This is a genomic window from Bradyrhizobium sp. Y36 (genome assembly GCF_002531575.1).
Taxonomy (GTDB): domain Bacteria; phylum Pseudomonadota; class Alphaproteobacteria; order Rhizobiales; family Xanthobacteraceae; genus Bradyrhizobium.
In genome coordinates this window covers 151,177-177,561 of the sequence record NZ_NWTI01000013.1, presented here as the reverse complement: position 1 = coordinate 177,561, position 26,385 = coordinate 151,177, and the positions used below count along the sequence as shown (strand labels likewise).

30 protein-coding genes are annotated in these 26,385 nt (G+C 64.7%); 10 read left to right on the top strand and 20 right to left on the bottom strand.

Features of this window, described 5'->3' with window-relative positions:
- Nucleotides 1–38: 38 nt before the first annotated feature.
- Nucleotides 39–1,844, bottom strand: a complete 1,806-nt coding sequence (xoxF5, locus tag CO669_RS21805) for a lanthanide-dependent methanol dehydrogenase XoxF5 (RefSeq protein WP_097661985.1) — start codon at nucleotides 1,842–1,844, stop codon at nucleotides 39–41.
- Between the two features lie 514 nt (nucleotides 1,845–2,358).
- On the opposite strand from xoxF5, the gene CO669_RS21800 reads away from it, so the two are divergent.
- The gene (locus CO669_RS21800; RefSeq protein WP_097661984.1) at nucleotides 2,359–3,327 is read left to right on the top strand and encodes a helix-turn-helix domain-containing protein; all 969 of its coding nucleotides are present in this window, start codon (nucleotides 2,359–2,361) and stop codon (nucleotides 3,325–3,327) included.
- A 59-nt stretch (nucleotides 3,328–3,386) separates the two neighbouring features.
- On the opposite strand, the gene CO669_RS21795 is transcribed toward CO669_RS21800, so the two are convergent.
- The 5 genes from CO669_RS21795 to CO669_RS21775 all read right to left on the bottom strand — a co-directional run bounded on the left by CO669_RS21795 (nucleotide 3,387) and on the right by CO669_RS21775 (nucleotide 8,186).
- The gene (locus CO669_RS21795; RefSeq protein ID WP_097661983.1) at nucleotides 3,387–3,812 is read right to left on the bottom strand and encodes a hypothetical protein; all 426 of its coding nucleotides are present in this window, start codon (nucleotides 3,810–3,812) and stop codon (nucleotides 3,387–3,389) included.
- Between the two features lie 226 nt (nucleotides 3,813–4,038).
- The gene (locus CO669_RS21790) at nucleotides 4,039–5,052 is read right to left on the bottom strand and encodes a tripartite tricarboxylate transporter substrate binding protein (protein ID WP_097661982.1); all 1,014 of its coding nucleotides are present in this window, start codon (nucleotides 5,050–5,052) and stop codon (nucleotides 4,039–4,041) included.
- 175 nt (nucleotides 5,053–5,227) lie between these two features.
- Nucleotides 5,228–6,157: a substrate-binding periplasmic protein gene (locus CO669_RS21785; RefSeq protein ID WP_097661981.1), complete on the bottom strand. Its 930-nt coding sequence runs from the start codon at nucleotides 6,155–6,157 to the stop codon at nucleotides 5,228–5,230.
- Nucleotides 6,154–6,510 (bottom strand): c-type cytochrome, encoded by a 357-nt coding sequence (locus CO669_RS21780; protein ID WP_097662025.1) that lies wholly within the window; start codon nucleotides 6,508–6,510, stop codon nucleotides 6,154–6,156. The genes CO669_RS21785 and CO669_RS21780 overlap by 4 nt, the downstream gene beginning before the upstream one ends.
- Before the next feature lie 11 nt (nucleotides 6,511–6,521).
- A complete protein-coding gene (locus CO669_RS21775) occupies nucleotides 6,522–8,186 on the bottom strand; it encodes a methanol/ethanol family PQQ-dependent dehydrogenase (RefSeq protein ID WP_097661980.1) in 1,665 nt (554 codons plus the stop codon).
- 331 nt (nucleotides 8,187–8,517) lie between these two features.
- Between CO669_RS21775 and lanM the strand changes: the two genes are divergently transcribed.
- The 4 genes from lanM (at nucleotide 8,518) to CO669_RS21755 (ending at nucleotide 10,679) form a co-directional block, all read left to right on the top strand.
- Nucleotides 8,518–8,910, top strand: a complete 393-nt coding sequence (lanM, locus tag CO669_RS21770; RefSeq protein ID WP_097661979.1) for a lanmodulin LanM — start codon at nucleotides 8,518–8,520, stop codon at nucleotides 8,908–8,910.
- 231 nt (nucleotides 8,911–9,141) lie between these two features.
- Complete coding sequence (gene pqqA / locus CO669_RS21765; RefSeq protein WP_035663753.1) at nucleotides 9,142–9,222, top strand: pyrroloquinoline quinone precursor peptide PqqA; 81 nt, start codon at nucleotides 9,142–9,144, stop codon at nucleotides 9,220–9,222.
- 207 nt (nucleotides 9,223–9,429) lie between these two features.
- Complete coding sequence (locus CO669_RS21760; protein ID WP_245444427.1) at nucleotides 9,430–10,272, top strand: DUF6662 family protein; 843 nt, start codon at nucleotides 9,430–9,432, stop codon at nucleotides 10,270–10,272.
- A 197-nt stretch (nucleotides 10,273–10,469) separates the two neighbouring features.
- Nucleotides 10,470–10,679, top strand: a complete 210-nt coding sequence (locus CO669_RS21755) for a hypothetical protein (protein WP_097661977.1) — start codon at nucleotides 10,470–10,472, stop codon at nucleotides 10,677–10,679.
- 9 nt (nucleotides 10,680–10,688) lie between these two features.
- On the opposite strand, the gene CO669_RS21750 is transcribed toward CO669_RS21755, so the two are convergent.
- Genes CO669_RS21750 through CO669_RS21735 form a run of 4 tightly spaced genes read right to left on the bottom strand, consistent with a single transcriptional unit; the run spans nucleotide 10,689 to nucleotide 13,524 of the window.
- Entirely contained in the window at nucleotides 10,689–11,042 is a 354-nt protein-coding gene (locus CO669_RS21750) for a hypothetical protein (RefSeq protein WP_097661976.1), read from the bottom strand.
- Between the two features lie 44 nt (nucleotides 11,043–11,086).
- Nucleotides 11,087–11,797 (bottom strand): ABC transporter ATP-binding protein, encoded by a 711-nt coding sequence (locus CO669_RS21745; RefSeq protein ID WP_097661975.1) that lies wholly within the window; start codon nucleotides 11,795–11,797, stop codon nucleotides 11,087–11,089.
- On the bottom strand, nucleotides 11,787–12,524 hold the full coding sequence (locus CO669_RS21740) for an ABC transporter permease (RefSeq protein ID WP_094971816.1): 738 nt from the start codon (nucleotides 12,522–12,524) through the stop codon (nucleotides 11,787–11,789). The genes CO669_RS21745 and CO669_RS21740 overlap by 11 nt, the downstream gene beginning before the upstream one ends.
- A gap of 1 nt (nucleotide 12,525) precedes the next feature.
- On the bottom strand, nucleotides 12,526–13,524 hold the full coding sequence (locus CO669_RS21735; protein WP_198964173.1) for an ABC transporter substrate-binding protein: 999 nt from the start codon (nucleotides 13,522–13,524) through the stop codon (nucleotides 12,526–12,528).
- Nucleotides 13,525–13,611: 87 nt separating this feature from the next.
- On the opposite strand from CO669_RS21735, the gene CO669_RS21730 reads away from it, so the two are divergent.
- Nucleotides 13,612–13,971, top strand: coding sequence for a hypothetical protein (locus tag CO669_RS21730; RefSeq protein ID WP_097662024.1), 360 nt, complete (start codon nucleotides 13,612–13,614; stop codon nucleotides 13,969–13,971).
- Between the two features lie 187 nt (nucleotides 13,972–14,158).
- Here CO669_RS21730 and CO669_RS21720 read toward each other — a convergent pair whose 3' ends face one another.
- Nucleotides 14,159–14,977, bottom strand: coding sequence for a quinoprotein dehydrogenase-associated SoxYZ-like carrier (locus tag CO669_RS21720; protein ID WP_198964172.1), 819 nt, complete (start codon nucleotides 14,975–14,977; stop codon nucleotides 14,159–14,161).
- A gap of 58 nt (nucleotides 14,978–15,035) precedes the next feature.
- Nucleotides 15,036–15,962 (bottom strand): quinoprotein relay system zinc metallohydrolase 2, encoded by a 927-nt coding sequence (locus CO669_RS21715; protein WP_097661973.1) that lies wholly within the window; start codon nucleotides 15,960–15,962, stop codon nucleotides 15,036–15,038.
- A gap of 156 nt (nucleotides 15,963–16,118) precedes the next feature.
- Here CO669_RS21715 and CO669_RS21710 point away from each other — a divergent pair, with 156 nt between their 5' ends.
- Nucleotides 16,119–17,000: a substrate-binding domain-containing protein gene (locus CO669_RS21710; protein ID WP_198964171.1), complete on the top strand. Its 882-nt coding sequence runs from the start codon at nucleotides 16,119–16,121 to the stop codon at nucleotides 16,998–17,000.
- A complete protein-coding gene (locus tag CO669_RS21705; protein WP_097661971.1) occupies nucleotides 16,997–17,554 on the top strand; it encodes a PQQ-dependent catabolism-associated CXXCW motif protein in 558 nt (185 codons plus the stop codon). Before CO669_RS21710 ends, CO669_RS21705 begins: the two co-directional genes overlap by 4 nt.
- 123 nt (nucleotides 17,555–17,677) lie before the next feature.
- On the opposite strand, the gene CO669_RS21700 is transcribed toward CO669_RS21705, so the two are convergent.
- The 6 genes from CO669_RS21700 to CO669_RS21675 all read right to left on the bottom strand — a co-directional run bounded on the left by CO669_RS21700 (nucleotide 17,678) and on the right by CO669_RS21675 (nucleotide 22,519).
- The gene (locus tag CO669_RS21700; protein ID WP_097661970.1) at nucleotides 17,678–17,977 is read right to left on the bottom strand and encodes a copper-binding protein; all 300 of its coding nucleotides are present in this window, start codon (nucleotides 17,975–17,977) and stop codon (nucleotides 17,678–17,680) included.
- Between the two features lie 130 nt (nucleotides 17,978–18,107).
- Nucleotides 18,108–18,716 carry a hypothetical protein gene (locus CO669_RS21695; RefSeq protein WP_097661969.1) on the bottom strand — a complete coding sequence of 203 codons (609 nt, stop codon included), beginning with the start codon at nucleotides 18,714–18,716 and terminating at the stop codon, nucleotides 18,108–18,110.
- Nucleotides 18,713–19,561 (bottom strand): lanthanide ABC transporter permease protein PedC, encoded by an 849-nt coding sequence (locus CO669_RS21690; RefSeq protein ID WP_097661968.1) that lies wholly within the window; start codon nucleotides 19,559–19,561, stop codon nucleotides 18,713–18,715. The genes CO669_RS21695 and CO669_RS21690 overlap by 4 nt, the downstream gene beginning before the upstream one ends.
- Nucleotides 19,558–20,364, bottom strand: coding sequence for a lanthanide ABC transporter ATP-binding protein PedB/LutE (locus CO669_RS21685; protein ID WP_097661967.1), 807 nt, complete (start codon nucleotides 20,362–20,364; stop codon nucleotides 19,558–19,560). Before CO669_RS21685 ends, CO669_RS21690 begins: the two co-directional genes overlap by 4 nt.
- A complete protein-coding gene (locus tag CO669_RS21680) occupies nucleotides 20,361–21,329 on the bottom strand; it encodes a YVTN family beta-propeller repeat protein (RefSeq protein WP_198964170.1) in 969 nt (322 codons plus the stop codon). Before CO669_RS21680 ends, CO669_RS21685 begins: the two co-directional genes overlap by 4 nt.
- An 8-nt stretch (nucleotides 21,330–21,337) precedes the next feature.
- Nucleotides 21,338–22,519 carry a lanthanide ABC transporter ABC transporter substrate-binding protein PedA1 gene (locus CO669_RS21675; RefSeq protein ID WP_097661965.1) on the bottom strand — a complete coding sequence of 394 codons (1,182 nt, stop codon included), beginning with the start codon at nucleotides 22,517–22,519 and terminating at the stop codon, nucleotides 21,338–21,340.
- 60 nt (nucleotides 22,520–22,579) lie between these two features.
- Here CO669_RS21675 and CO669_RS21670 point away from each other — a divergent pair, with 60 nt between their 5' ends.
- On the top strand, nucleotides 22,580–23,152 hold the full coding sequence (locus tag CO669_RS21670) for a DUF3280 domain-containing protein (protein WP_097661964.1): 573 nt from the start codon (nucleotides 22,580–22,582) through the stop codon (nucleotides 23,150–23,152).
- A 180-nt stretch (nucleotides 23,153–23,332) separates the two neighbouring features.
- On the opposite strand, the gene fghA is transcribed toward CO669_RS21670, so the two are convergent.
- Both fghA and CO669_RS21660 read right to left on the bottom strand, forming a co-directional pair.
- Nucleotides 23,333–24,178, bottom strand: coding sequence for an S-formylglutathione hydrolase (fghA, locus tag CO669_RS21665; RefSeq protein ID WP_097661963.1), 846 nt, complete (start codon nucleotides 24,176–24,178; stop codon nucleotides 23,333–23,335).
- 75 nt (nucleotides 24,179–24,253) lie between these two features.
- Nucleotides 24,254–24,874: a response regulator gene (locus tag CO669_RS21660; protein ID WP_014493646.1), complete on the bottom strand. Its 621-nt coding sequence runs from the start codon at nucleotides 24,872–24,874 to the stop codon at nucleotides 24,254–24,256.
- Between the two features lie 142 nt (nucleotides 24,875–25,016).
- On the opposite strand from CO669_RS21660, the gene CO669_RS21655 reads away from it, so the two are divergent.
- Nucleotides 25,017–26,375: a histidine kinase gene (locus CO669_RS21655; RefSeq protein WP_198964169.1), complete on the top strand. Its 1,359-nt coding sequence runs from the start codon at nucleotides 25,017–25,019 to the stop codon at nucleotides 26,373–26,375.
- Nucleotides 26,376–26,385 lie beyond the last annotated feature (10 nt).

Sequence of the window (26,385 nt, the reverse complement as noted above, 5' to 3'; positions counted from 1 at the left end):
GTGGAGTTGATCCACGCGCCGGAGCGATGCTGAGGGGCCTAGTTCGGCAGCGAGAACACGGTCAGCGTACCGCCGAGAGCCGTGTAGTTGCTGAGGGCCGCGTAGCCACCGACCGCGCCGAGACCTGCGGTCGGATCGGTCAGGCCTGCGGCCAGACCAATGCCGGCCCAGCCGCCGACGCCGGAGAGCACTGCGACATACTGCTTGCCGCCGTTCTCATAGGTGGTGACGTTGCCGATGATGCCGGAGGGAGTCTTGAACTTGTAGAGCTCCTTGCCGGTCTTGGCGTCGACCGCCTTCAGATAGCCTTCGAGCGTGCCGTAGAACACCACGCCGCCGGCGGTTGCGAGCGCACCCGACCAGACCGAGAACTGCTCCTTGTTCGACCAGACGATCTTGCCGGTCTTGCCGTCCCAGGCGATGAAGTTACCCATGTGGGTTTCACCCTGCGGCGGATACATCGAGAGCGTCGCACCCACATAGGGCTGGCCCGCGGTGTAGCTCACCTTGAACGGCTCGTAGTCCATGCAGACGTGGTTGGTCGGAACGTAGAACAGCTGCGTGTCCGGCGAGTAGGCTGCCGGCTGCTCGTCCTTGGTACCGAGCGCGGCCGGGCAGATGCCCTTCACGTTGTGGTCTTCACCGGCCTTGTCGGTCGAAGCTGCGTCGAGCACCTTCGGACGTCCGTAGGTCGGCGAGTTCTTGTCCATGTCGACGCCGGAGGTCCAGTTCACCTTCGGATCGTACTTTTCGGCGACCAGAAGCTCACCGGTGGCGCGATCGAGCGTATAGCCGAGGCCGTTACGATCGAAGTGCGTCAGCAGCTTGCGCGCCTGGCCGTTGATCGACTGATCCGAGAGGATCATCTCGTTGACGCCGTCATAGTCCCACTCGTCGTGGGGCGTCATCTGATAGACCCACTTGGCCATGCCGGTGTCCGGGTTCCGTGCCCAGATCGTCATCGACCACTTGTTGTCGCCGGGACGCTGCTTCGGATTCCAGGTCGAGGGATTGCCCGAACCGTAGTAGACGAGGTTCAGCTCGGGATCGTAGGAGATCCAGCCCCAGGTCGCGCCGCCGCCGATCTTCCACTGATCGCCTTGCCAGGTCTTGAGGCTCGAGTCCTTGCCGACGGGCTTGCCGAGCGCGGTGGTCTTCTCGGCATCGACCAGGATCTGATCGTCCGGACCTTCCGAGTATCCGCGCCAAGCCAGCTTGCCGGTCTTGATGTCGTAGGCCGACATATGAGCCTGGACGCCGAACTCACCGCCGGAGATGCCGATCAGCACCTTGTCCTTGATGACCATGGGCGCCGACGTGCCGGTCTCGCCCTTGCTCGGATCACCGTTCTTGCTGGACCAAGCCACCTGGCCGGTCTTGGCATCGAGTGCGACGAGAGTGGTGTCGGCCTGATGCAGGAAGATCTTGCCGTCGCCGTAGGCCAGACCACGGTTAACCGTGTCGCAGCACATCACGGGGATGACGTTCGGGTCCTGCTTCGGCTCGTACTTCCAGACGATCTTGTTCTCCTGCGAAAGGTCAATGGCATAGACCTTGTTGGGGAATGGCGTATGGACGTACATCATGTTGCCGATGATCAGCGGGCCGCCTTCGTGGCCGCGCAGCACGCCGGTCGAGAAGGTCCAGGCAACCTGGAGCTTGCCTACGTTTTGTGCGTTGATCTGGTTCAGCTTGGAATAGCGAGTATTGGCGTAGTCACCGGTCGGCATCACCCAGTCTTTGGGGTTCTGCGACATCTTGAGCACTTCGTCATTGGCTGAGGCGCTCCCGACGGCGAGAGCCGCCGCTGAGCCAAGAAAGGTCGCCAGTAGCACCTTGCGCATAGTCATTCCTCCGTTGGTCTCGTTTATTTTTCCCGAAGCATTGGTAACTCACCGGGCTTCTCGTCCGGCGTCTGCTCGTGCAGGGCGGTCGCGTTTCGGACCAGAAACGATGCTGTGCTGTTTCCTCCTCCTGATGAGAGCCACGGGTCCACCTGCAGGAGCGGCCCGTTCTTGTTGTTCCTGCCGCAATCCCTAACGACTTCGTCATCGGGAAACTTGCCCAAGAGGGAAGCCGGTTTGCTTGATAGCGCACGGACGCGAAGATTTTGATTTTGCAGTAGCGAATTCAGCGGCTTCCACGGCGCTTTGGCAGCACTCTCAACGCTCAGGTTCCCCTTGACGGCGCTGCAACTAAGGCGGAGGATTAACTTTCAAGGGTGGCAATGGAACGATGGCGCTCGTGCCAAAAGACCACTCAAATTCGAGGTAAACGTCACGCAATCACGGCTGAGGGCTCCAGCAGCGCTGGTCGCGATTCGCGTCGAATCTCCGGATCAAACCAGTGGCTGGATTAATGTCCGACACCATTCACACGCTCTCGACGACCGGCATGACGCCGAAGCGCCAGATCCAGAGCTGGATCGACGGGCTGACGAGCCTGTGTGGGCATTTCGACGTCGATCCGCTGGAGGCGTCCTCGCTCGAAGGCCGCATCGACTACACGAGTGTCTCGCGCCTGAAGCTCTGCCAGATCGAGGTGAGCCAGCATCGCATCGCGCACACGCTGGCGCGCGCCAAGGCCAATGAGCACCCCTATATCAAGATTCACTTCCAGACCTACGGCGTGTCTTACTTTGAACAAGAAGGCCGTCACATCGAGATCAATCCCGGCGATATCATCGCCTATGACGTCTCCTGTCCGCATTCGATCATCAGCCCGGCCTTCACGCGTCACGACGTCGTGATCGTGCCGAAGGCGTTGCTGCGCGACCGCGGCTTCCCCTCGCAGCGGATGCCGGCCTGCAAATTGACGGCGAAGACGGGAACTGGGCGGATCGCCCACGATTTCGTCCACGCCACCTTCGACGAGGCGGCGAAGCTGTCGGCGAACAGCGCGGTCGGCGTCGCCGATTCGCTGATCGACCTGCTGCTGCTGCCGCTGCGCGAAGCCGACACGATGTTCGACCGTGTCGGGCCCGAAGCGATGTATGTGCGCGCGCAGTTCTTCATACGCGAGCACTTGCGCGATCCGGATCTGTGCATCGACCAGATCTCGGCCGAGCTCGGCTGCTCCAAGCGCTATCTGCACATGCTGTTCTCGGAGCGTGGCACCACGGTGAGCGACTACATCTGGCAGGCGCGCTTGCAGAACTGCCGCCAGGAGCTCGAGGCCCACGCCGGCAAGACCATCACCGACGTCGCATTCTCATGGGGCTTCTCCAGCTCGTCGCATTTCAGCCGGGTGTTCCGGAAATACTTTGGCGTGGTGCCGTCCTCGATCCACAAGGCGCAGCAGGGCGCGGTCAGTTCGGGCGAGCATTAGGCTTTCGAGCGCAGGCCCTGGGGCCGCGATCGTCGGACCGCTCGCGCGGCAGCGATATCTCACGCCGACGCGGCAATGTAGGGAATGCCGGCCAGGAGCGCGACGAGCAGCACCGCATTGGCTAGCATTCCGCTCCAATGCAGCCGCCGCAGCCGACGCGGCGCATCGGCATCGCCGGCGTTCCCCGCGCTGAGTTGATCGTCAACCCTTCGCATGAACCAGCGGCGTCCCCAGATCGCCAGCGCTGCGATGATGCCGACACCCACCGCCGCAAGCAGGCGGCCGTCGAGAAGAAGGGCCACCGACCCGATCAGGGCGGCGACCCGCATCACCAGGAAATGGGCGTTGAACATGCCGCGCAGCAATTGGGCGACGGGCTGAATATCGAGCCTCACCAGCAGGAAGGCGGGCGAGGCCAGGGTGAAATAGCCCATCGGAAAGAGCAGGATGATCATAACGGCAACAGCGACTGCATCCGGTGTCATGCGATCGGTCCTTCTGTCCGCAGAGGCGTGCAATCATAGCGGGAAGATGCATTTCCGACACTAGGCTTTGGTCGGATTCCGGGCCGGGAAGGGGGACGACCGGCCTGTCGACCCCGGCTCGAAGCCTAAGGCGCGATGAGATTTGGGTGAATCGTCATCGCGCTTTAGGTCGTTGTTTGCACATGATCTTTCCGGAAAACCGCTTCTCACTTTTCCGGATCATGCCTTAGGCCGGCTCGAGGCCGAGCGACTTGGCGCTCTCGATCCAGATCGGCAACTCGCGCTGATAGAGGGCGTTGGTCTCCTTGACGCCGATCGCGGGCTCGAGCACGAAGGTTGCGAGCACCTCCTTGACCTTGGGATCGCTGTTGGCGGCGACGCAGAGCTCCGACAGACGGTCGACGACGGCTTGCGGTGTTGCCTTGGGCACGGCCCAGCCCGAAAAGCCGCTCACGGTGAAGAATTTCGAGGTCGCGCCTTGCTCGGGAAGGGTCTTGATCGCGGGGATCGCGTCGACCTTCTTCGAATGCACCGCGAAGACGGTGCCGCGGTCGCTCTGCAAGACCGATTGTGCCGCCGTGTAGCTTCCCATTGCGGCATCGAGCGTGCCTTCGAGCATGCCGGTCCACATCGGGGCTTCGCCGCGGTAATGGACCGGTTCGATGTTGAGCCCGCACTGCTTGTTGAGTTCGTTGATCGTCATGTGCGGGGCCGAGCCTGCGCTATAGGTGCCGAAATTCACCTTGCCGCTCTTGCGCGCGAAGGCGACGAAATCCTCCAGCGTCTTGACCCCGGTCTTCGGGTTCGCCACCAGCAACAGGCCGGCGCCCGGAATGACGCTGACGAGCGTCAAATCCTTGTCCATGTCGTAGCCGGGATTCTTCATCACCACGCGGTTCATGATGTAGGTGGTCGAGATCGAGCACAGGATGGTGTGGCCGTCGGGCTCGGCGCGGGCGACCTCGGCCGTGCCGATCGCGCCGGAGGCGCCGGGCTTGTTCTCGACGACCACGGTCTTGCCGACCTGCTTGGAGATGAATTCGCCGTAGGCGCGCGCGAGCAAATCGGTCTGCCCGCCGGCAGGATAGCTGCAGATCATGCGAATCTGCCGCGCCGGCCAAGTCACCTGAGATGTGCCTTGTGAAGCCCCTTGGGCGGATGCGCCGCGCGAGACGAAAGGCACCGCGAATGCGCCGGCTCCGGCGGCGATGAAGTGGCGGCGATCGATTGTCTTGGACATGATTCTCTCCCGGTTCCCTGGAGGGTACTGCACCGGGCGGGCCCTGCCATCGGCATCAGGCGAGACAGATTGGCGCATTCCGTCTGATTACATTTGGCTCATGCCGGGCGAAGTTCGTGCCCCGGACGCAGCGCAGCAGCGCTCGCGCGTTGCAGCGCGTCCGGGACATGAGACCTCACCGCTGAATGATCTTGGTCCACACGTCGCCCAGAATGGCGGGCTCGCGTGGCGGCAAATAGGTGAGGCCGGCCTGCTTGCCGAATTCCGCGATCTTGCCGTCCGCCGCAAGGGCGCTCAGCGCCTTGTTGACGGCCTCGATCAGGGCGGGATCGCTGCCGAGCCCGACATAGCCGCGATTGGCGCCGATCGGATAGTAATAGCCGGATGCGGAGAGCGCAGTGTCGGGGTGCGCGGCGCGATGCGCATCAAAGCGGCCGAGGTCGATCAGCGTGGCGTCATAGTCGCCGCGCTGGAGCGTGCCGAGGAGATCGTCGCGGCCAGGGACGAGATGGGTGATGTTGTCGATCAGCCGCCCCTTGTCGAAGGTCATCAGGATGGCGTCGCCGAGCGAGCCGCTTTCGATGACCAGACGAAGGCCGGCGAGATCGCCGATGTCGCCGATCTTGCGGCCGCTTGCCTTCGGCCCGAGCACCACCGTCATCGGCGAATAGACGTAAGGTTGGCTCGGCGCGAGCACGCCGAGCGCGACGCGGCGCCGCCGATCGTCGCGCGTGGCCCCGGCGAAGTCAGGCAAGCGCGCCGTCTTCATGCCGGGGACGACCAGCGAATCCTGCGTCAGCGCGTAACCGCCGACCAGCGAGCAGCGCCCATCCGAGAGCAGCGCGTTGGCCTCGAGCTGCGGACTGGAATCCTCGTCCAGCTTGCTTTCGAACCACTGGATCGCCAGTGGCCGTCCGAGCCGCTCCGCGATCGCCTGCGCCAGCAGCACGTCGAAGCCGGCATCCGGCTGGCCGCGGTGGTGCATCGAGAGCGGCGGCCGGTCCTCGTCGAGACAGATCCGCAAGGGACCGTCGGCCGCCACAGCGACCGACGCCATCGTCGACAGAAGCGCAGCAAGGCTCCACGCAACGGTCCGGCCCTTCATGGCTTCCTCCGGCTGGAGATGAAGGCCCAGAGATCCCCGATCTGGTCGTCGCTGAGGATGTCGCCCCACGGCGGCATCCTGTTGTTCTTGCCGTTCTTCACCGTGGTGACGAACCGCGGCTTGTCGTCAGGGAAGACGCGCAGGTCCGGCGTGATGGTGCCGGAGTTCATCAGGTTCGGGCCGTGGCAGTGCGAGCACTTCTCGGCATAGGTCGATTTGCCGTGGTCGATCTGCGCCTGCATGGGATTGCCGGTCGGCTCGTCGGCGGCGCGAACGGTCGCCGCAAGCGCGACCGTCAGCGCCAGGGCGGCGGCGAGGATCGCCGCCGTCCTGTGAGACATTTCTCTCAGCATCATGCCGTGGATTACTGTTTCACCGCAAAGACCCACAGCGAGCCGCCGGGCGGCACCTTGGCAAGCCGCTCGTCGCCGGAGAACAGCGAGTAGACGCCGCCATAGCCTGATGTCACCGCGACATATTGCACGCCATCCTGCTGCCAGGTCACCGGCTGGCCCTCGATGCCGGACCCGGTCTGGAATTGCCAGAGCTTCTTGCCGGTGTCGGCGTCGAAGGCCTCGAACTCGCCGGTCAGTGCGCCCGAGAACACGACGCCGCCTGCGGTCGACAGTACGCCCGAGAAGCGTGGGATGTCGCTCGGCGCTTCCCATTTCGACTTGCCGGTCATGGGGTCGATCGCCTTGAGATGACCGCGCGGCCCGTCGCCGAACTCCCAGGGGTCGGTCAGGTCCATGCCGAGATACCATTCACCCTGCTTGAAGGTGACGGGCTCGGCCTTGTACTTGCCGCCGAAGTTGAGCGTGTTGGCGTAGGCGAGTCCGGTCTGCGGATTGAACGACATCGGCTCCCAGTTCTTGCCGCCGAGGATCGACGGATAGACCGTGACTTTCTTGCCCTCGCGCGCATCCTTGGCGACGTCGGTCTCGATCGGACGGCCCGTCTTCATGTCGACGCCGGTCGCCCAATTGACCTTCACGTAAGGATTGGCCGCGAGCAGCTTGCCGTTGGTGCGGTCGAGCACGTAGAAGAAGCCGTTGCGGTTGGCATCCATCAGCACCTTTGTCGGCTTGCCCTCGACATTCATGTCGGCGAGGACCATCTCGGCCACGCTGTCATAGTCGAACGGATTGTTCGGCGAGAACTGGTAGTGCCACTTGATCTTGCCGGTCTTGGGGTCCATCGCCAGCACGGAGCAGGTGTAGAGGTTGTCGCCGGGACGCACCGCCGAATTGAACGGTCCTGGATTGCCGATGCCCCAATACACGGTGTTCAGCTCCGGATCGTAAGAGCCGGTGATCCATGTCGAGCCGCCGCCGAGCTTCCAGGTGTCACCCTTCCAGGTGTCGCCGCCGGGCTCGTCCGGCGAGGGGATCGAATGGGTGCGCCACAGATGCTTGCCCGTTGCCGGGTCCCAGCCGTCGATGAAGCCGCGCGTGCCGAACTCGGCGCCTGAGATGCCGGTGATGACGACGCCGTCGGCGACCAGCGGGGCCACCGTCATCGAATAGCCTTCCTTGATGTCGGCCGCCTTCTGCCGCCACAGCTCCTTGCCGGTCTTGGCGTCGAGCGCGATCACGTTGGCATCGAGCGTGGTGCGGAAGACCTTGCCGTCGAACAGCGCGGCGCCGCGGTTGATGATGCCGCAGCAGACGATGCGCGGCGTCTCGGCGGGATATTCGACCTTGGTCTTCCAGATCTGCTTGCCGGACTTGGCGTCGACCGCCATGGTCGCGTTGTGCGAGGTCACGTAGATCACGCCCTGGTACACCAGCGGCTGCGATTCCTCGCTGCGATCGTCGTTGAAGGAGTAATTCCAGACCGGGACAAGGTTCTTGACGCTGTCCTTGTTGATCTGGTTCAGCGTCGAGAAACGCTGCAGATTGTAGCCCATCCCGTAGTTGAGAACGTTCGATGTATCGGTCGCGCCCTTGACCAGCTGCTCGGTGGTCTGTGCGCTTGCACAATTCGATGCAAGCATGACGAGGCTCGCGGCCATCGCAAAGCGTTTCATCCGTTCCTCCCAATATGCGCGCCTTTTGACGCTGCGACAGCAACACTCGGTCGGAAACCAAAACGCGTCAATACGAAAGTCGCATGTGCCGTGCCGATATCATTGGTCTCAGGTGCCGGTCACCTTACGGAAACCCGCGTCACTTGTGCGGAGACGCTGAGAAAATTCCGCGCCGCGAACCAGCTCCGGACCTCGCTCGTCGCGCGCAGCGTCGGGGTTCCCCCGGTTGCCGCGCGCGCAAGTTGCAATTCCGGACTTGAACCGGGAGCCGCTTGTGGATTTATGTCGTCTATGTCCCGCCTCGAACCGAGGCTCTTGCTGGGAGGTCCCGATGATTTCGCGTCGCTCGCTTGCGCTTGCGCTTACAATTGCATTGATGTCCGGTCCGGCGTGGTCGGCTTCCGGCAACGCAGTCAAGCTGTTCGATACCGACAATGACGGCACGCTCGATCTTGCCGAGGTCAAGAAGGCGGCCGCTGCTTTGTTCGCAAAGCTCGATCCGGACCACGACGGCACGCTCGATGCACGCGAACTGCGCGGACGGTTGACGGCCAAGGAACTCGCCGCCGCCGATCCTGACCGCGACGGGACCCTGACGCTCGACGAATATCTGTCGGTGGTCGAGCAGCGCTTCAATGCAGCCAATCCCGACAAGGATGGGACGCTGGACGCGAAGGAGCTGAACTCGCGGGCGGGCCGCGCGCTGCTGCGATTGTTGCGGTGAGCTGGCGCAGCGCTGTCGTTGGTGTCGATTCGACCTGCGGTGCGTCGCACAAGCCGGCGTCTCGCGGGTCGTGTTTGACCAAGAGAGAACTGGCTTTGTCCGAGAGAGAAATGCGGTCGCGAAGAATGGGCACGGACATGCGCGCTGGTCGAATCGAGGCTTGAACTGCACCTGACGCAGCCCTAGGTTTTGCGCCGCGCGATGTCGCGCTCAATACCTTGGGAGACCCGAATGGCCTGGAAAGCTCCGAAGATCGTGGAAGTGTCGGTCGGCATGGAAATCAACATGTACGCCTGCGCTTCGCGCAAGTAAGACTGACGACCTGCCGCGGCTTCGGCGGTGAACACCGTCGAAGCCGTGGCAGTGTCGGATATGCGAAGGCCGTAATCCGCTCCCATCAAAATCTCGACTTTGATCGGCTGCAGTGTGTTACGCTGATGCCTGGTCAGCGCTGCTGCCGCGTCGATGCGGCGCGCGCGTTCGGGGCACGGGATGCGCAGCGGAGCTTGTCAATTCCGGATGGTCGTTGCGTGTGCGCTCGCGCTGATGCCGGCATGCGCCGGTGCCGAGGAGGGCTTCGACACCGAGCACATCTTCGGCTTCATGATCGGCACCGATGTCGGCAATCCCGGTGAGCGCGAATTCCAGAGCCAGACGACGGGGCGCTTCGGCAAGGGCGGCGGGACCTATCGCGCCCTCGAGAAGGAGTTCGAGATCGAGATCGTGCCGTTGCCGAATTTTCGCGTCGAGATCGGCGGCGCCGCCAGCCTGCACGACATCACCGGCGTTCCCGATATCGATGATCGCCGCCAGTTCAATTTTCAGGGCGCCTCGCTCGACCTGCGTTACCGCCTGCTCGACCGCGAGCATGCGCCGTTCGGGCTCACCATTGCCGCCGAGCTTCATGGCGACCGCATCGACGAGACCAGCGGCGCCAAAGGGCGGATGTACGGCACCGATTTCACCATCGCCTTCGACCGCGAGCTGATCCCGAACTTCGCCATCGGCGCGCTCAACCTGATCTATCAGCCGGAATGGGCGCGTTTCGAGGTGGCGGGGGTGTCCGAGAAGAGCTCGACGATCGGTGCGGCATTCGCCGGACTGATGCGGGTGCGGCCCAACATGCTGCTCGGCGGCGAGCTGCGCTACTTCCGGCAATATGAGGGCATCGGGCTCGGGGAGTTCTCGGGCCAGGCCCTGTTCGTCGGCCCGACCGCCTATTTCCAGCTGTCCGAGCGCTCGCGGCTGACCTTGAGCTGGAGCATGCAGGCCTGGGGCCGCTCGGCCGGATCGGGCGGCAATCTCGACCTCGTCAATTTCGAGCGCCACCAGGCCCGGATGGTGTTTGGGGTCAATTTCTAACAGGTCGCCCTGCCCGAGCTTGTCCCGGGCATCCAAGCCCGGCCATGACGATGGAGAGGCTTTTTGAGCTTCGCTATGGCTGAACATGGGGCGAGCCAGTTCCGCCCCCCAATCTCTCGCGCCGGTTTGAAACTTCCCGCTCCTTGCCACGTATTTTTTCATGCTAATCTCGATCGTCCCCGTGAGAGGATCCCGGCATGAACCCGATTGACCTGGTGGTGACCGTGTGCGCGGTGCTCTCGCCTGCGACCTGCGAGGAGCAGCACCTGATGTTCAACTATGGCGGCTCGCCGCGGCAATGCGCGATGGCGGCGCCGCCCTATATCGCGCAATGGGTCGGTGAGCATCCGAAGTGGCAGGCCGTGAAGTGGCGCTGCGAATATCCGCACCCGAACGACAAGGCGTAACGCGCCTCGCTATTTGGTGCAGTCCTTCAGATCCTTGTCGGCGATCGAGAACACTGCATCCGCCCTGATCTCGATGTCGCGGACGACGCATTGGCGTCCGTTGGGATAGCCGACCTTGGCATCGTAGCGGCCCGGCTCGACGCCGGTGATGCGCAGCCGCTCGTCATGGTCGACCTCCTTGTCCTTGTCGTTCAAGCACTGGTTCTGGCCCCAGTCTGTCTTGCCGGCCGGCGAGAGCTGGAAGCCGGAGATCGTCTCCGCCGTCAGGTTCCAGAGCCTGACGCCCTTGCCTTTGGTCTGCGCCAGCGCCGCGCCCGGCACCGCTACCAGGAGGAGGCCGATCGCAATCAGCGTACGCCGCATTGATGAATCTCCATCGACAAGTCGGTCCAGTTGATCACGAGTTTTCATTTCGATTCAAGCTGCAACGCCGCGAGCTCGGCCCGGATCCTGCCGAGATCGGCCTCGCTGCGCATCGCGCGCGGAATGGCGATCGGCACGTCCTGTACGATGCGCGCGGGGCGTGGCGACAAAAAGAACAGGCGGTCGCCGAGCCTGATCGCATCGTCGAGACTGTGGGTGACGAGCAGCGTCATCATCGGACGGCTCGCCACCAGCGTCGCGATCTCGTCGCGCAAGCGGCCGGCGAGCGCGTCGTCGAGCGAGGCGAGGGGCTCGTCGAGCACCAGGAGATCGGGCTCGACCGCGAAGGCGCGAGCGAGCGCGACGCGCCGGGCAAGGCCCAGCGACAATTCGCCGGGGAAGTGATTGCGGTGTGCGTCAAGCTCCAGAAAGCGGAACAGCTCCGACAGCTTCGCCTCGGTCACGTCGGGCGCCGCCAACCGCACATTCTGCTCGACCGAACGCCACGGCAGCAGCCGCGGCTCCTGGAACACCATGCCGATCCGCGCCTCGGGCGGTCGCGCGACATGGCCCCCGAAATCGTCGTCGAGCCCGAGGATGATGCGCAGCATCGTGCTCTTGCCGCAGCCGGATGGGCCGATCAGCACCCCGACCTCGCCGGATTGAAGCGCGAATTTGAGCGGCGCGAGCACCTCGTGCGTTCCGCCCGCGGCACTTTTGAACGTCTTGCCTGTGATCTCGACCTCAAGCCGCACGGGGCCGCCACCGTGTTGCGCGGGCTTCGAACGGCTGCACCAGCAAGGTTTCGATCACGAACACGACCGCGGCGAAGGTCAGCGAATAGGCCAGCAGCCGCGGCGTGTCGAACAGCTGGAAGGCGACGCCGATCTCGAAGCCGACGCCGTTCGGCCGGCCCAGCAGCTCGGCGACCAGCACGATCTTCCACACCAGCGACAGTCCGGAGCGAGCGGAGGCCGCGATATAGGGCGCAAGCTGCGGCAGCACGACGTGGCGGAACGCGCGCCAGCGCGGCATCGCGAACACGCTCGCCATCTCGTCGAGCGAGCGGTCGAGCGCGCGGGTGCCCTCGCGCAAGGTGACGACCGCGGTCGGCAGCTTGTTGATGGCGATCGCCGCGATCGCTGCGGCCTCGGTCAGGCCGGCCCAGATATAGGCCAGCACGATCACGACCAGCGCCGGCAGATTGAGCAGCAGGATCAGCCAGGGATCGCCGAGCTTGTCGGCGAGCCTGACCCGTCCCATCAAATAGCCGATGGCGCTGCCGAGCGACATGGCGAGCACGAAGGCGAGGATCACGCGCGCCAACGTCGCGCCGAGATGCAGGAACAGCGCGCCGGATGAGGCTTCCGCGATCATGACCTCAAGCACCGCCGGCGGCGAGGGCAGCTTCGCGCCGCCGACGAACAGCGCGGCAATCCACCAGATCACGAGGAACAGGGCGAACGAGAGAAGACGCAGCACCTCAGTCTCCGGGAACTGCGTGATAGAACGTGCCGGGGTCGAGCTCGGCGGCGGGCCCGACGAGGTCGCGGCCGCCGATCTCGGCCAGCACGCGATAGAGCACGCGCGCGTCCTGCTCCTCTTCAGTGATGCTCCGGCGCGGAATGCCGTCGCGATAGCGCTCGCGATAGGTCTTGAGCAGGGTGGCGTCGCTCGTGCCGGTCAGCGGTGCGATCTGGTCCCAGGCGGCATCCGAAGTCACCAGCAGCTGCTTGGCCTTGCGGGTCATCGCGATGAAGCGCGCCACGGCGTCCTTGTGGCTTGCGGCCCAGCTCTCGTCGAAGACGTAACCGACCGCGGAGACGGCCCCCTTGGCGCCAAGCTTCGGCAGGATCTCCTCGATGCCAGCGAGGCGCCGAAAACCCTTGGCTTCGAGCTGGGCGCAGAAATTCCAGAAGTTCAGGCTCGCCTCCATCTCGCCGTCGAGCGCCTTGGCGGCGATCAGCGGCGGGGCGCCATAAACGATGGTCGCGTCCGACTTCAGGTCGATGCCGTCCTGCTTCATGCGCGCCTGGAGCAGCAGCCAGCTCTTGTCGATCGCCCCGCCGGCGACGGCGAGCTTGCGGCCCTTGAGGTCGGCGAGCGTCTTGATCGGCGAGGCGGCCGGCACCATGACGGCGCCGAGCGCACTGGAATAGGGATAGAAGGTAAGCTTGGCGCCGAGCGCCCGCTCGCGCGAAACCCAGAGCCAGTCCGACAGGATGATGTCGGCGCTGCCTGCGCGCATCGCGATCTTGCCGGCCTCGGTGCTCGCGAGCTCGGCGACCTCGAGCGTGAGGCCCGCCTCCTTGTCGAGCCCGCTCGCGCGGATCGCGGCCAGCTCCCAGGAGAATGTTCCGGTCTTCTGCACCGCCAGACGGATCGTATCCGCGGCGCGGCCGGGTGCGGCCAATGTCAGCGCCAGCGTCGTCGCGAGCACCAATGTTCGACCAAATGCCCTTATCACACCGCGTGCTCTCATCACCTTGTGAGCCGTTTCCTCTGACAGAATGCTTTTCAGGACAATACGCATAGCATAGCTTTGGTCGCAACCCGCGGGAGGATGCGCATGAAACTGGCCGGACAGCTACGACCGATTGTCGCCGCATTGACGGTGCTGGCGGCGACCGCGTGCGTGGCGCGGGCCGAGGAGGCCAATGACTATCCGACGACCGCCCGCGCTGAGTACGTCTACGGCTGTATGAAGGCCAATGGCGAAAGCCGGCAGTCGATCGAGCAATGCTCCTGCTCGATCGACGTGGTGGCCTCGATCGTCCCCTATGAGCGCTATGTGACCGCGGAGACCGCGCTCAGCATGTCCCAGGTCCGCGGCAATCTCGGCGTCCAGTTCCGTACTTCCGAGCAGGCGAACACGGCGGTGAACGATCTCAGGCGCGCGCAGGCGGAAGCTGAAGTGAGGTGTTTTTAGCTGTAGCGGCGATGTCTTACCCTCCCCTGGAGGGGGAGGGTCGATCGCGCGCAGCGCGAGCGGGGTGGGGTGATTTCTCCACTCGGGCAGTGTCGGATGTGGAGAGACCGTCACCCCACCCCGTCTCACATATCGCTGCGCTCAATGTGAGCCGACCCTCCCCCTCCAGGGGAGGGTGATCCGCCTCTCACGTCCCCGGCTTCTCCACGTCCCATTCGTTGCGGAACACGTGTCCCTCCGTGTCCTTGGCTTCCGCGCGGAAACGCTTGGCGCCGTTGGACACGTAGGTGAAGCGCAGATTGGGATCTTCCGAGATCGAGATGCCGCCTTCCATCGACAGCACGGGGCTGTCGTCCTGGGTGAGCTTCAGCTGGTTGACGAAGAAGGCGGGAATGTAGAGCTGCGTGACCTGGTCCATCTGCAGGCCGGAATTGTTGGGATGGCCGATCATGATCTGCGCTTCGCGGATGCGACTCGCGGGCGCTTCCTCGCGCGCGAACTGCCGGTAGCGCATCTGGCCGAGGCGGTTGTTGGCCTCCTCGGCGTTCTTGCCTGCCGGCGCGGAGCAGCCGCCCGAGGCCTTCACATAGACTTTCGAGACATACAGCTGACCGTCGCTGAGCTCGGCCACCGCATGCACGTCGGTGTAATTGTTGACGCGCACGCGCGTCGAGATCTCGGTGACATTGGCGTCGGGGCCGAGCTCGAACTTCGCCGCCATCGGCGCCGGGTTGCGGTCGATCACAAGCGTGATCGAACGGATCCGGCGGCTGTCTGCGGGTGATAGCTTGCTGCGCAGGGTCACCGGCACGATCGCCGCGTCCTCGGCGCGATACGGCATCTCGATGCCGATGACGGTGCCGCCATCATTCATCGGACGATTGTTGAAGATGTCCTGCACCAGGCCCGGCCAGGGATCGTAGGCCTCTTCGGCCTGCACCGGCACGGCGTAGGCGAAGCCGAGCAGCGCGGCGATCAAGGGCAGGCGGCTTGTCCATCGGGTCATGGTCACGGTCCTCCGAGTCAGCGAAGCTGATCTCAGCGCACCTATCGTAGCGCGCCTGCTACTCCCATTCAATTTCCGAGAATGCTGCAGTTGCGTTCCGGGCGTTGTAATCGCCGAACAGCTCCCAGCGGGGCTTTTCCTCGGCGGCCGCCTTGTCGGCGGCGGCCCGGAGCGGCTCGCCGCTCTTGTTCAGGGCGCGCACGTCGGACAGCAGCGTTGACAGGTAACGCCGCTCGTCGGTCAGCGCGGCCGGCCAGTCGCTCACGGACCCGTGACCGGGCACGACGCGTTGCGCCGGGATGGTCTGCAGTTCCTTCAACGTGTCGAGCCAGCCGCGGATGCTGCCATCCATGACCGGAATGTGGCGGAGAAAGACGAGGTCGCCGGCGAACAGCGTCTTCGTCGTCTCGTCGTACACGGTGAGATCGTTGTCGCTATGCCCGGTCCGCCACGCCCGCAGGACGAGGCGACGGGACCCGAGATCGAGCGTCATCGTGTCCGACACCAGGAGGGTCGGCGGAATGATCTTCACGGGATCGATCAACGCGCTGCCCATGATGCGGCGGAAATTGTCGAGATAGTAGGGGCCGCGCGTCGCGAGTGCCTGCGGCAGCTTGCCGTGGCCGACGAAGGTGGTGTCTGTGGCGGCAAAGGCCGCATTGCCGAAGACATGGTCGGGGTGGCCGTGGGTGTTGATGACATAGCGGATCGGCTTCGTGGTGTGGGCCCGCACGGCCGCCAGCAGGGCCTCGCCCTCGCGCAAGCTGCCGCCGGTGTCGATGACGGCCACGGCCTCATTGCCGACGATGAAGCCGACATTGGCAATGTCGCCCTCATTCTCGCGGGTCATCAGCGCAATGGTCCCGGAGTGCACGAAGATACCCGGTGCGACTTCGCTCACAGGCAATTCGGCCGCCCCGGCCCGTGCTAGCGTTGCGGTCCCCAGCAGGGACAAGGCTGCGATCATTCGAGCGATGCGAGACACTTTTCCGCCTCAGTTCAAAGGATTGCCTGCATTGCACTGCAACAAAGCGAAGCCTGCCAAAGTCGGGCAAGACAATGCCTGCAAGACCAGACATGCAAGACATGGCGCGTCATGCGTTGCATGAATAGCATTCAAACAAAACGAGGAGGAAGCGCGATGATGGAGGCCGGACGACATCGTCGCTGGTTGTTTTCCCTGTGGGTCCTGGTTGCGTCCTGTGCGCTCGGCGACGTCGCCATCGCGCAGACCAATGACAGCGGCGACCTTTCGTTCGAGCTGGTCGACCCGAACGTGCTGCGTGTCTGCGCCGATCCGCGCAATCTGCCGTTCTCGAACGAGAAGGGCGAGGGATTCGAGAACAAGCTCGCCGAGTTCTTTGCCGAAAAGCTCAAGAAGAAGCTCGACTACGTCTTCTTCCCGCAGGCCACCGGCTTCGTGCGCATGACGCTCGGGGCGCATCGCTGCGACGTCATCATGGGTTTCCCGCAAGGCGACGATCTCGTGCAGGGCACCAATCCTTATTACCGCACGAGCTATGCGCTGGTGGCGAAAGCCGGCAGCGGGCTCGAAGAGGTCGACACGCTCGAAGATCCGAAGTTGAAGGACAAGCATGTGGGCATCGTCGCCGGCACGCCGCCGGCGACCAACATGGCGTTGGCCGGCCTGATGGGCAACGCAAAACCCTATCCGCTCATGATCGATACCCGCTACGACAATTCGGCGCAGGCCATGATCGACGATCTCACAGCCGGAAAGATCGACGCCGGCGTGCTGTGGGGGCCGATGGCCGGGTTCTATGCCAAGAAAGCCGGCTCGCTGCACGTCACGCCGCTGGTGAAGGAAACCTCAGGGCCGAAGCTGGTCTATCGCATCGGCATGGGCGTACGCCCCGCCGACCAGAACTGGAAGCGGCAGCTCAACAAGCTGATCCAGGAGAACCAGGGCGAGATCAACAAGATCCTGCTCGACTTCGGCGTTCCGCTGCTCGACGAGAGCGACAAGCCGCTCGGCGCGGAGACGGCCAAGAAGTCGCAATGAGGCGGCGCCTTGCCGCTGCGCTCGTCGCTGCCGCGTTCGCGGTGCCGGCTTTCGCGCAGCAGCAGGAGCCGTTCGAGCCCGAGGGTTATCGCGCCGACAATTACCGCGCGCCGGTGCCGGCAACGCTCGCCGGCGCACGCGTGCTCTCCACCGCGGAAGCCGAAGCGATCTGGCGCGCCAAGAGCGGCGCCTTCGTCGACGTGCTGCCGCGCCCGCCGAAGCCGAAGAACCTGCCCGCAGGCACGGTGTGGCGCGATGCGCCGCGCAGGAACATCCCGGGCAGCATCTGGCTGCCGGATACCGGCTACGCCATTCTGTCGCCGGCCATGGAGGATTATTTCCAGCGCGGGCTCGCCCGTGTCTCGGGCGGCGACAAGGCCGCGCTGCTGGTGATCTATTGCCTCGCCGATTGCTGGATGTCCTGGAACGCCGCCAAGCGCGCGCTGGCCTATGGCTATTCCAACATCGCCTGGTACCCCGACGGCACCGACGGCTGGGAGCGCGCCAAGCTGCCGACGGAAGAGCTGCAGCCGGAGGCGAGGCCGGAGCAGTAGACGTCGTCATCCCCGGGCTTGTCCCGGGCATCCACGTTCTTCACGCTGCGTTGCCAAGCGTGGATGGCCGGGACAAGCCCGGCCATGACGGCGGTGCGAACGGAGAGAGGCGAAGCAAGCGCCCTATTGCTTCTGCAACTTCGTCAGCGTGCCCGTGCCGTTGTTGTCGGTCGCAGAATAGTTCACCCTGTCGCCGGCATGCACGGCGTCCAGCATCGCGGCGTCCTTGGTCTTGTACTCCTGGAGGGCGCCGGCGCCACCGGCACTGCCGCCGACCGTGCCCTTCTGCGTCTGCTGTATCGAGATGGTGCCGTTGAGCCGGTCGATCCGCATGACCAAGCCAGTCAGGTCGTCAGCAAAAGCGCTGGTTGCGAGCAAGCCGAGGGCTGCAGCGCCCGCAAAGATCAATCTCGTGGTTCCCATCGAGGCCTCCCGACGTCTTGGAGTTCACGTCGACAAGCAATCCTAGATCGATTTGGTTCCGGCAGATAGCGTGGCAAAGGTTAACCGGGCCGGTCCGGGAACCTGGCGGGAGCCGTCGGCGCGGCGGACGCTATTCCATCTCCTGCTGGATCACGCGGCCGAGCGCGAACAGGCGCTGGTCGATCGTGGTGGGAACCTCGCAGACGAACCGCACCACTTTATTGCGGTCCTCGAAAATGCGGGTCTTCCAGATCAGCTCGTTGCCGAGCGCCTCGACCTTGGCCTCGTCGCGGGGCGTGGCGCCCTGCAGCGCCTGGAGCTGAATTGTCTCCTCGCGGATCTTGTCGGCGGCCTCGCGCTGCTTGCGGCTGACGCGCTCGAGCCCGGCCATCACCTGGGAGCGCTGGGCATTGAGCGTATCGAACAGCCCGGCGAACAGCAGCTTCGCATTCGTGGACTTGTCGGTGGAAGAGGCGGCCAGGAAGTCCTTCACCGACTTCTCGGCCTCGTCCATCGACGTCTTGCGCGCCGACAATTTTGCGACCAGCGCGGTGACCTTCGTGTCGTTCTTCCATTTGGTCTCGGCGTCGTCGAGGGCTGGACCAGCCCACACCGCGGCGAGCGAGATCTCCGGCACCTTGGCTTGCGTGCAGGGCCAGTTGGGATAGCGCGGATCGGCCGCGCGGGCGGCCGTGCCCGACAGCGCGAGCACCAGTACAGCCATCGCCAGAATCTTCATCCCTCGCCTCCTGCAGGCCCCCGTCGCGCCAGCCCACGCGAGGGATCATAGGCCCAAATCGCGCCGATCATGAAGACGATTGTGCACGCCGCGACCACCGCGAGCGAGATCCAGTTGATTTGCCCGTAGAGTGCAAAACGGATCAGCTCGACCGCATGGGTGAACGGATTGGCCTCGCAGAGATAATACAGATAAGGGCTGCCCTCCTGCACCCGCCAGAGCGGATAGAGCGCGGAGGAGGCGAAGAACATCGGGAAGATGACGAAATTCATCACGCCGGCGAAGTTTTCCAGCTGCTTGATGCCGGAGGAGATCAGCATGCCGAGCGAGCCCAGCATCAGCCCGGAGAGGATCAAGGCCGGCAGCACGGTGAGATAGCCCGATGACGGCGGGGTGATGTCCCAGAACCAGGCGATCAGGAGGAACGCATAGACCTGGAGCAGCGATACCGCGGTGCCCGCCAGCAGCTTGCAGAACAGCAGGAACCCGCGCGGCAGCGGGCTCACCAGCAGCGTGCGCATGTTGCCCATCTCGCGGTCATAGACCATCGAGAGCGACGATTGCATGCCGTTGAACAGCTGGATCATCGCCATCAGCCCGGGCGCGATATAGACCTCGTAGAGAATGTAGGTCTCGTAGGGCGGGATGATCGAGATGCCGAGCACCTGGCGGAAGCCGGCGGCGAAGATGAACAGCCAGACCAGCGGCCGCACCAGCGCCGAGACGAACCGCTCGCGCTGATGCAGGAAGCGCAGTCCCTCGCGCCAGACGATGCCCGTGAGGCAGGTCAGGTACTCCTGCATCGAGAAGCCGCGCGGTGCGTCGCGCGTCGTGATGCTGCTCATGCGCCGCCTCCCGGCATGGTTTGCGCGCCGGTCAGGCGCATGAAGGCGGTGTTGACGTCCTGCGCGCCTGTTGCGGTGACGACCCGGCTCATCGGCCCCTGCGCCAGCACCTTGCCCTGGTGCAGCACCACGAGGTCGTCATTGGGCATGATCTCGTCGAACAGGTGTGTCGCCCAGAGCACGCCGATGCCTTGCTCCGTCACGAGCTGGCGGACCTGGCTGATGATGTCGGCACGCGCCTTGACGTCGAGGCCGACCGTCGGCTCGTCGAGCAACAGCAGCCGCGGCCGATGCAGCAGCGCGCGGGCGATCTCCAGCCGCCGCATTTGCCCGCCGGAGAGATCGCGCACCTTGCTGCCGGCGCGCTCAGTCAGCCCGATGCGACCGAGCAGCTCGGCGCTGCGCGCGGCGGCCTCGCGGCGGCTGATGCCGTGCAGGGCGGCGTGATACAGCAGGTTCTGCGTCAGCGACAGGTCGAGATCGAGCGTGCGCGGCTGGAACACCACTCCGAGCAGCCGCAGCGCCTCGCCGGGGCTCTTGCTGATGTCGTGGCCGAAAATGCCGACCCGGCCGGACTGGATTCCGAACAGGCGCGTGATCAGCGAGAACAGCGTGCTCTTGCCGGCGCCGTTGAGGCCGAGCAGGGCCGTGAAGCTTGCCGGCTGCACGTTGAAAGAGACGTCGATCAACGCCCGGCGCGGCCCATAGGCATGGCTGACGCCGTCGATCGACAGCGCCGGCACCGCGGCCGGGTCGGGTCTCGGCGCCTCGCGCGGGTCGGGGATCGGAGCAGGACTGGTCATGGCGCGATCGCGATGCCCCAGGGCAATTCGCCGACCTGAATGGTCTTGATCACCTTCTGCGCGGCGACGTCGATGACGGAGACGTCGTTCGAGACCCCGTTGGTGGTCAGCAAGTATTTTTCATCGGGCGTGAACGCCATGTGCCAGACCCGCTGCCCGACCAGCAGATATTTCGTCACCTTGCGCGAGGCAACATCGACGACGGCAATGCGGTTGGCCGGCCCGAGCGCGACGAAGGCGGTCTTGTCGTCCTTGGTCATGCCGATGCCGACCGGCTGGATCGCCTCCTTCCGCAGGCCCGGAATCTCGAATGTGACCTTGCCGATGACCTCGTGCTTTTTGGGATCGACGATGGAGACGGTGCCGCCGATCTCCGAGGAGACCCACACTTCCGACGAATCGTGCTTGAACTCGGCAAAGCGCGGCCGGGCGTCGACCAGCACGTTGGCGACGATCTGGCGCGACGACGTGTCGATGAAATGCGCCATGTTGGTCGTTTCCGACGTGTTGATCAGGGTCTTGCCGTCGGGGCTGATGGTCATGCCCTCGGGCTCGACGCCGACCTGGATGTCGCCGAGCCGGGCGCGCTTCTCCAGGTCGATCACGGTGACCGTATTGTCGTTCTCGTTGGCGACATAGAGAATTTTTCCCGCCGCATCCTGGGCGAACAGTTCGGGGTCGGGGCCGGAGGGCAGGCTGTCCACCACGGCCTGCGTCTTGGCGTCGATCATCTGGATGGTGTCGTCGTCGCCGACCGCGACCATCACGAACTTGCCGTCGCGCGTGAAGTCGATGCCGCGCGGGCGCTGGCCGACCTTGATCGTCTTGGTCACGGTCCAGCTGTCGGTGTCGATCACCGAGACCGTGTTGCTCTTCTCGTTCGAGACATAGGCGATGAAGGCATGCGCGGGCGCCGCCGCCAGCGCCAGTCCGGACAGGAGCCCAACACGCCACATGCGCAACATCTGCGTCCTCATTTCAGCTTGCATTTGCTCTCCGGACGATCATAGCCGAGCGTGTCGAGCTCGGAGACCTGATGCAGAAATCCCTCCTGCGGCGACACCGATACCACCATGCGGCCGTCGACCAGGAGGATCGGCTGGCGCAGTTGCCAATTCCAGTCGCGCAGGGTCAGCCGCGTGCCCTTGAAGGCGGCGACCGAGAAATCGGGACCCTTGATGAAGTCGGTGACCTTCTTGACGTCGCCGGAACTGGTGCGCGAGGTGGCCTCGCCGATGATGCGGGCGGCGGTCCAGGCCTGCATGTCGAGCGCGGTCATGCGCCGTGCGTTCAGCTTCATGAAACGGTTCTGCATCTGGATCGCGCCCCACTGGTCCTGCGCGGCGTCCCAGCTGCGCGGCACGAGCCCGGCCGAGCCCGCGACGGGCCGGGGATCCCAGGTGCGGTAGGGCAGGTAGGCGCCAAACACCTCGCTCTCGTCGGCGGCGACCAGCACGTCGTAAGCCGGCGCGCCTTGCGTGAACACCGGCATCTGACGCTGGATCAGCGTCACGCCGCTATCGGTGCGGCGGGCGCCGCCCTTGTCCTCAAAAGTCTTCTCCTGCACGATCTTGGCGCCGAACCGCGCGGCGGTGCGCCGGAGTGCATCCGCAAACAGCTTGTCCTCGTCATGCGAGCCGACCACGAGCAGCCAGCGCGACCATTTCTTCCACACCAGATATTGTCCGAGCGCGTCGGCCAGCATCGCGCGCGTCGGCGCGGTGTGGATGACGTTGGCGCGGCAATCGGCCTCGCGCAGCCGTTCGTCGATTGCCCCCGCATTGAACAGCAGTGTGCCGCGATCGCGCAGGGCGTCCGAGACTTTCAGCAGCGCATCGGCGGGCAGGTCCGCGATGATGAAGCCGTTCTTGTCGGCAAGAGCCATCGCGGCCTGGACCGGATCTTCGCCTTCCTTGATGCGGCGCTCCTCCAGCGTGAAGCGCTGGCCCAGGAATTTCCCGGTGGTGTTGTTGTCCTCGATGGCGAGCCGCGCGCCGGCGACGCCGTCATTCTCGGCCGGTTGCTCGACCAGCGACAGCGTCGATCGGGTACCGGCGACGCCGAGATAGCCGACGCCGATCAGGGCAGGCTCCGCCGCGAACGCGCTCGTCGCGGCAAGACCAAAGCCGATCAGACCGGCCAACCATCGGATCATGTTTCCTCCGAGCGATCCCCCCGGCTTGACCGCAGGTGGAGAATTGTCTCTGCTTCAAGCATGACCAATTTGTCAGGGCATGCAACCCCGCATTTCGTCCCCGCGCGCGCGAAGCGCGGAATCACGATCATGCGAGCATTGATGATGATCGCCGCTTTGCTGTTGACGCCGTCGGTCGCGCGCGCCGATCCGCCGAAGCTCGCCGTGTTCGATTTCGAGCTGATCGATACCAGCCTGCCGGGCGAGTTCTACGGCTCCCGGCCCGAAGAGGCGCGGCTCGTGCTCATCAGCGAGCAGCTGCGCAAGGAACTGACGGAGTCCGGCAAGTTCCAGGTGCTCGACATCGCGCCGGTCAGGGACGCGGCCCGTCACGCCAACCTGCAGGCCTGCGGCGGCTGCGATCTCAAGCTCGCCGAACAGCTCGGCGCCGAGCTCGAGATCACCGGCATGGTGCAGAAGGTCTCGAACCTGATCATCAACCTCAACATCTATCTGCGCGACGTGAAGACCGGCAACATGATCGCCGCGGCCAGCGCCGACATGCGCGGCAATACCGACGAAGCCTGGACGCGCACGATGAGCTATCTGATCCGCAACCGCCTGCTGGCGCCGAATTACGGCAAGCGGGAGTAGGGCTCTCTACCCTCCCCTGGAGGGGGAGGGTCGATCGCGCGAAGCGCGAGCGGGGTGGGGTGGGGTGACAGTCTCTCCATTGAGACGCTGCCCGTGTGGAGAGATCACCCCACCCCGCCACGCATTTCGCTTCGCTCGATGCGTAGCGACCCTCCCCCTCCAGGGGAGGGTAAGCAAGCATCACCCCTTCAGTTTCTGCGCATGCCAGTGCAGATGGTCGCCCATGAAGGTCGAGATGAAATAATAGCTGTGGTCGTAGCCCGCCTGACGGCGCAGCGTCAGCGGGATGCCCGCCTTGGTGCAGGCGGCTTCGAGCAGTTCCGGCTTCAACTGCTCTTTGAGGAAATTGTCGGCCTCGCCGACGTCGACCAGGAAGCCCGAAAACTTCGCGCCGTCCTCGATCAGCGCCACCGTGTCGTGGCCGCGCCAGGCGTCGTTGTTCGGTCCGAGGTAACCGGTCAACGCCTTGATGCCCCAAGGCACCAGCGAGGGCGCCACGATCGGGGCGAACGCGCTCGCCGCGCGAAAGCGGTGCGGGTTGCGCAGCGCCACCGTCAGCGCGCCATGGCCGCCCATCGAATGGCCCATGATCGACTGCCGCTTGGCGTCGACGGGAAAATTTCCCGCCACGAGCTTGGGCAGTTCGTCGGTGACATAGCTCCACATGCGATAGTTACGCGCGAACGGCTCTTCCGTCGCATCGACATAGAAGCCGGCCCCGAGACCGAAATCATAGGCGTTGTTGGCATCACCCGGTACGTCGGGCCCGCGCGGCGAGGTGTCGGGCGCGACGAAGATCAGGCCGAGCTCGGCGCAAGCCTTTCGGAATTCGCCCTTCTCGGTGACATTGGCATGGGTGCAGGTGAGCCCGGACAGATACCAGACCACGGGCAGCTTGGCGCCGTCGGCATGCGGGGGAACATAGACCGAGAACACCATGTCGGTTCCGGTCGCCTGGCTGGCATGGCGATAGACTCCCTGCACGCCGCCGTAGGATTTATTGGTCGAGACAGTCTGAATCGTCATGACTTAAGCTCCAGTGGCATCTCACCACATCAACATTGCAACGCTTGTATGACCGAATTTGTGGCGGCGGCCGCGTCAGGCGACGCCGCTGTCGATCGCCAGCCGCACCAGCTCGACCGAGGTCTTGACCCCGAGCTTCTGGCGCATGATGGACGAGGTGTTGGCGACCGTCTTGTACGACGATTGCACCAGCCAGGCGATCTCGGACAAGCTCTTTCCGGCGCTGAGCAGCCGCAGGATCTCCATCTCGCGCGCGTTCAGTTTCGACAGCGGGCTTTGCGCCAGCGTCGGCCCCGCAAAGGCGATGCTGCGCGCGATCGCGGTCGGAAGATAGGTGCCGCCGCCGCCGACGGCGCGAATCGCCTCGACGAGATCGTCGGGATCGCCAGTCTTGGAGACGTAGCCCTTGGCGCCGCACTCGATCGCACGCGCGGCGAAGGCCGGGTCGTCGTTCATGCTGAACATGATGATGCGGGCCTCGGGTGCGCGCTCGAGGATGCGGCGCGCGAGCTCGAAGCCGGAGACGGTCGGCAGATTGATGTCGATGATGCAGAGGTCCGGGCGTTCGACGATGAAGACGCACTCGCCGTCCTCGGCGTCGGCGGCCTCCAGAATCTCGATCTCGCCCTCGTCGGCCAGCACGGCACGGCAGCCGGAGGCTACAATGGGATGATCGTCGACGATCAGAATGCGCATAGGCGTTTCCTTGTGACAGCGCCGACCTGTTTCGCGCCCGGCCGGGATTGCTGTACGCTTCCGATTAGATATCCGCCGCTTCGCCCCTGTCAACGTCATCGGACAGTGGCCGGCAAAGCTTCGCGAGGCACGAGCGACACCCATGTGGCAAAATCTATCCTTGCGCGGGCGCATCAACCTGCTGCTGGCGCTCCTGCTGGCGCTGGGGCTCGCCGTCAATATCGGCCGCCAGGTCGCGGAGGCGGGCCCCCGCGTGCAGGCCGAGGACCAGAGCGTGATCCGCCTCGCGCGTGAATTCATCGAGATGATCGTTGCCGATCTCAACGAGGCGCCCGACCCGGATGCCAGGCTGAACCAGATCGCGCGCGACCTCAGCCGTCTGCGCCACGTCAGCATCACGCTCCGCGATGCCGGCGGCAATCCCCAGTCGCCGCCCCGGCTCGACGCCGAGGCCGACACGCACGGGCCGCCGGCCTGGTTCGTCAGCCTGGTCCATCCCGAGCAGACGGCGGTGAGCGTTCCGGTGTCGATCCGCGGCAAGCCCGGCTCGCTCCTGATCACCTCGCATCCGGACGACGAGATCGCCGAGATCTGGGACGGCATCGTGACCCAGCTCGAGGTCGGCACCGTGATCGCGCTGGCGCTGTTTTTCCTGATGATGAATGTGGTCGGCCGGGCGCTGGCGCCGTTGCAATCGCTGGCGGAGGCCATGGGGAAGCTCGAAGGAGGGCACTACGAGGCCCGCGTCACGCCGGGCGGCGCGCCGGAGCTCGCGGTGATCTGCACCAAGCTCAACCACCTTGCCGCAACGCTTCACGAGGCGGTCGAGGACAAGCGGCGTCTCGCCGAGCGGGCGGTGTCGCTCCAGGACATCGAGCGCAAGGAGATCGCGCGCGAGCTCCATGACGAGTTCGGGCCGTATCTGTTCTCGCTGCGCGCGCATGCCGGCGCGCTGGCGAAGCAGGCGGATGGGCGCGTTCCCAGTGCGGAGGCGGTGCGAAAGCATGGCAGCGCCATGCTGGAGCAGATCAACGCGCTGCAGCAGTTCAATCGCCGCGTGCTGGAGCGCCTACGCCCCGTGGGCCTTGCCGAGCTCGGCCTGCGCCAGGCGCTGGAATCGCTGTCGCGGCTGTGGCGGGAATCGCATCCCGATGTCGCGATCGAGACGTCGATCTCTCCCGCGCTGGGCGCGACGGGCGAGACGGCCGACCTCACCATCTATCGCATCGTGCAGGAGGCGCTGACCAACGTGTTCCGCCATGCCGGCGCGACCTCGGTCAATGTCGTGATCGAGCCGGCGGAGCAGACCGCTCAGGATGGCCGCTGCTGCGCCCGGGTCCGGGTCAGCGACAATGGCCGCGGCATGGAGCCGGACCAGAAGCTCGGCTTCGGCCTCGTCGGCATGCGTGAGCGGATTCTGGCGCTGGGCGGCACGCTCAATGTCGTCTCTGGCGCCGGCGGCTTGACGGTGGAGGCGCTGGTTCCGACCGCGGCCGCCTGATCGCGCCCGA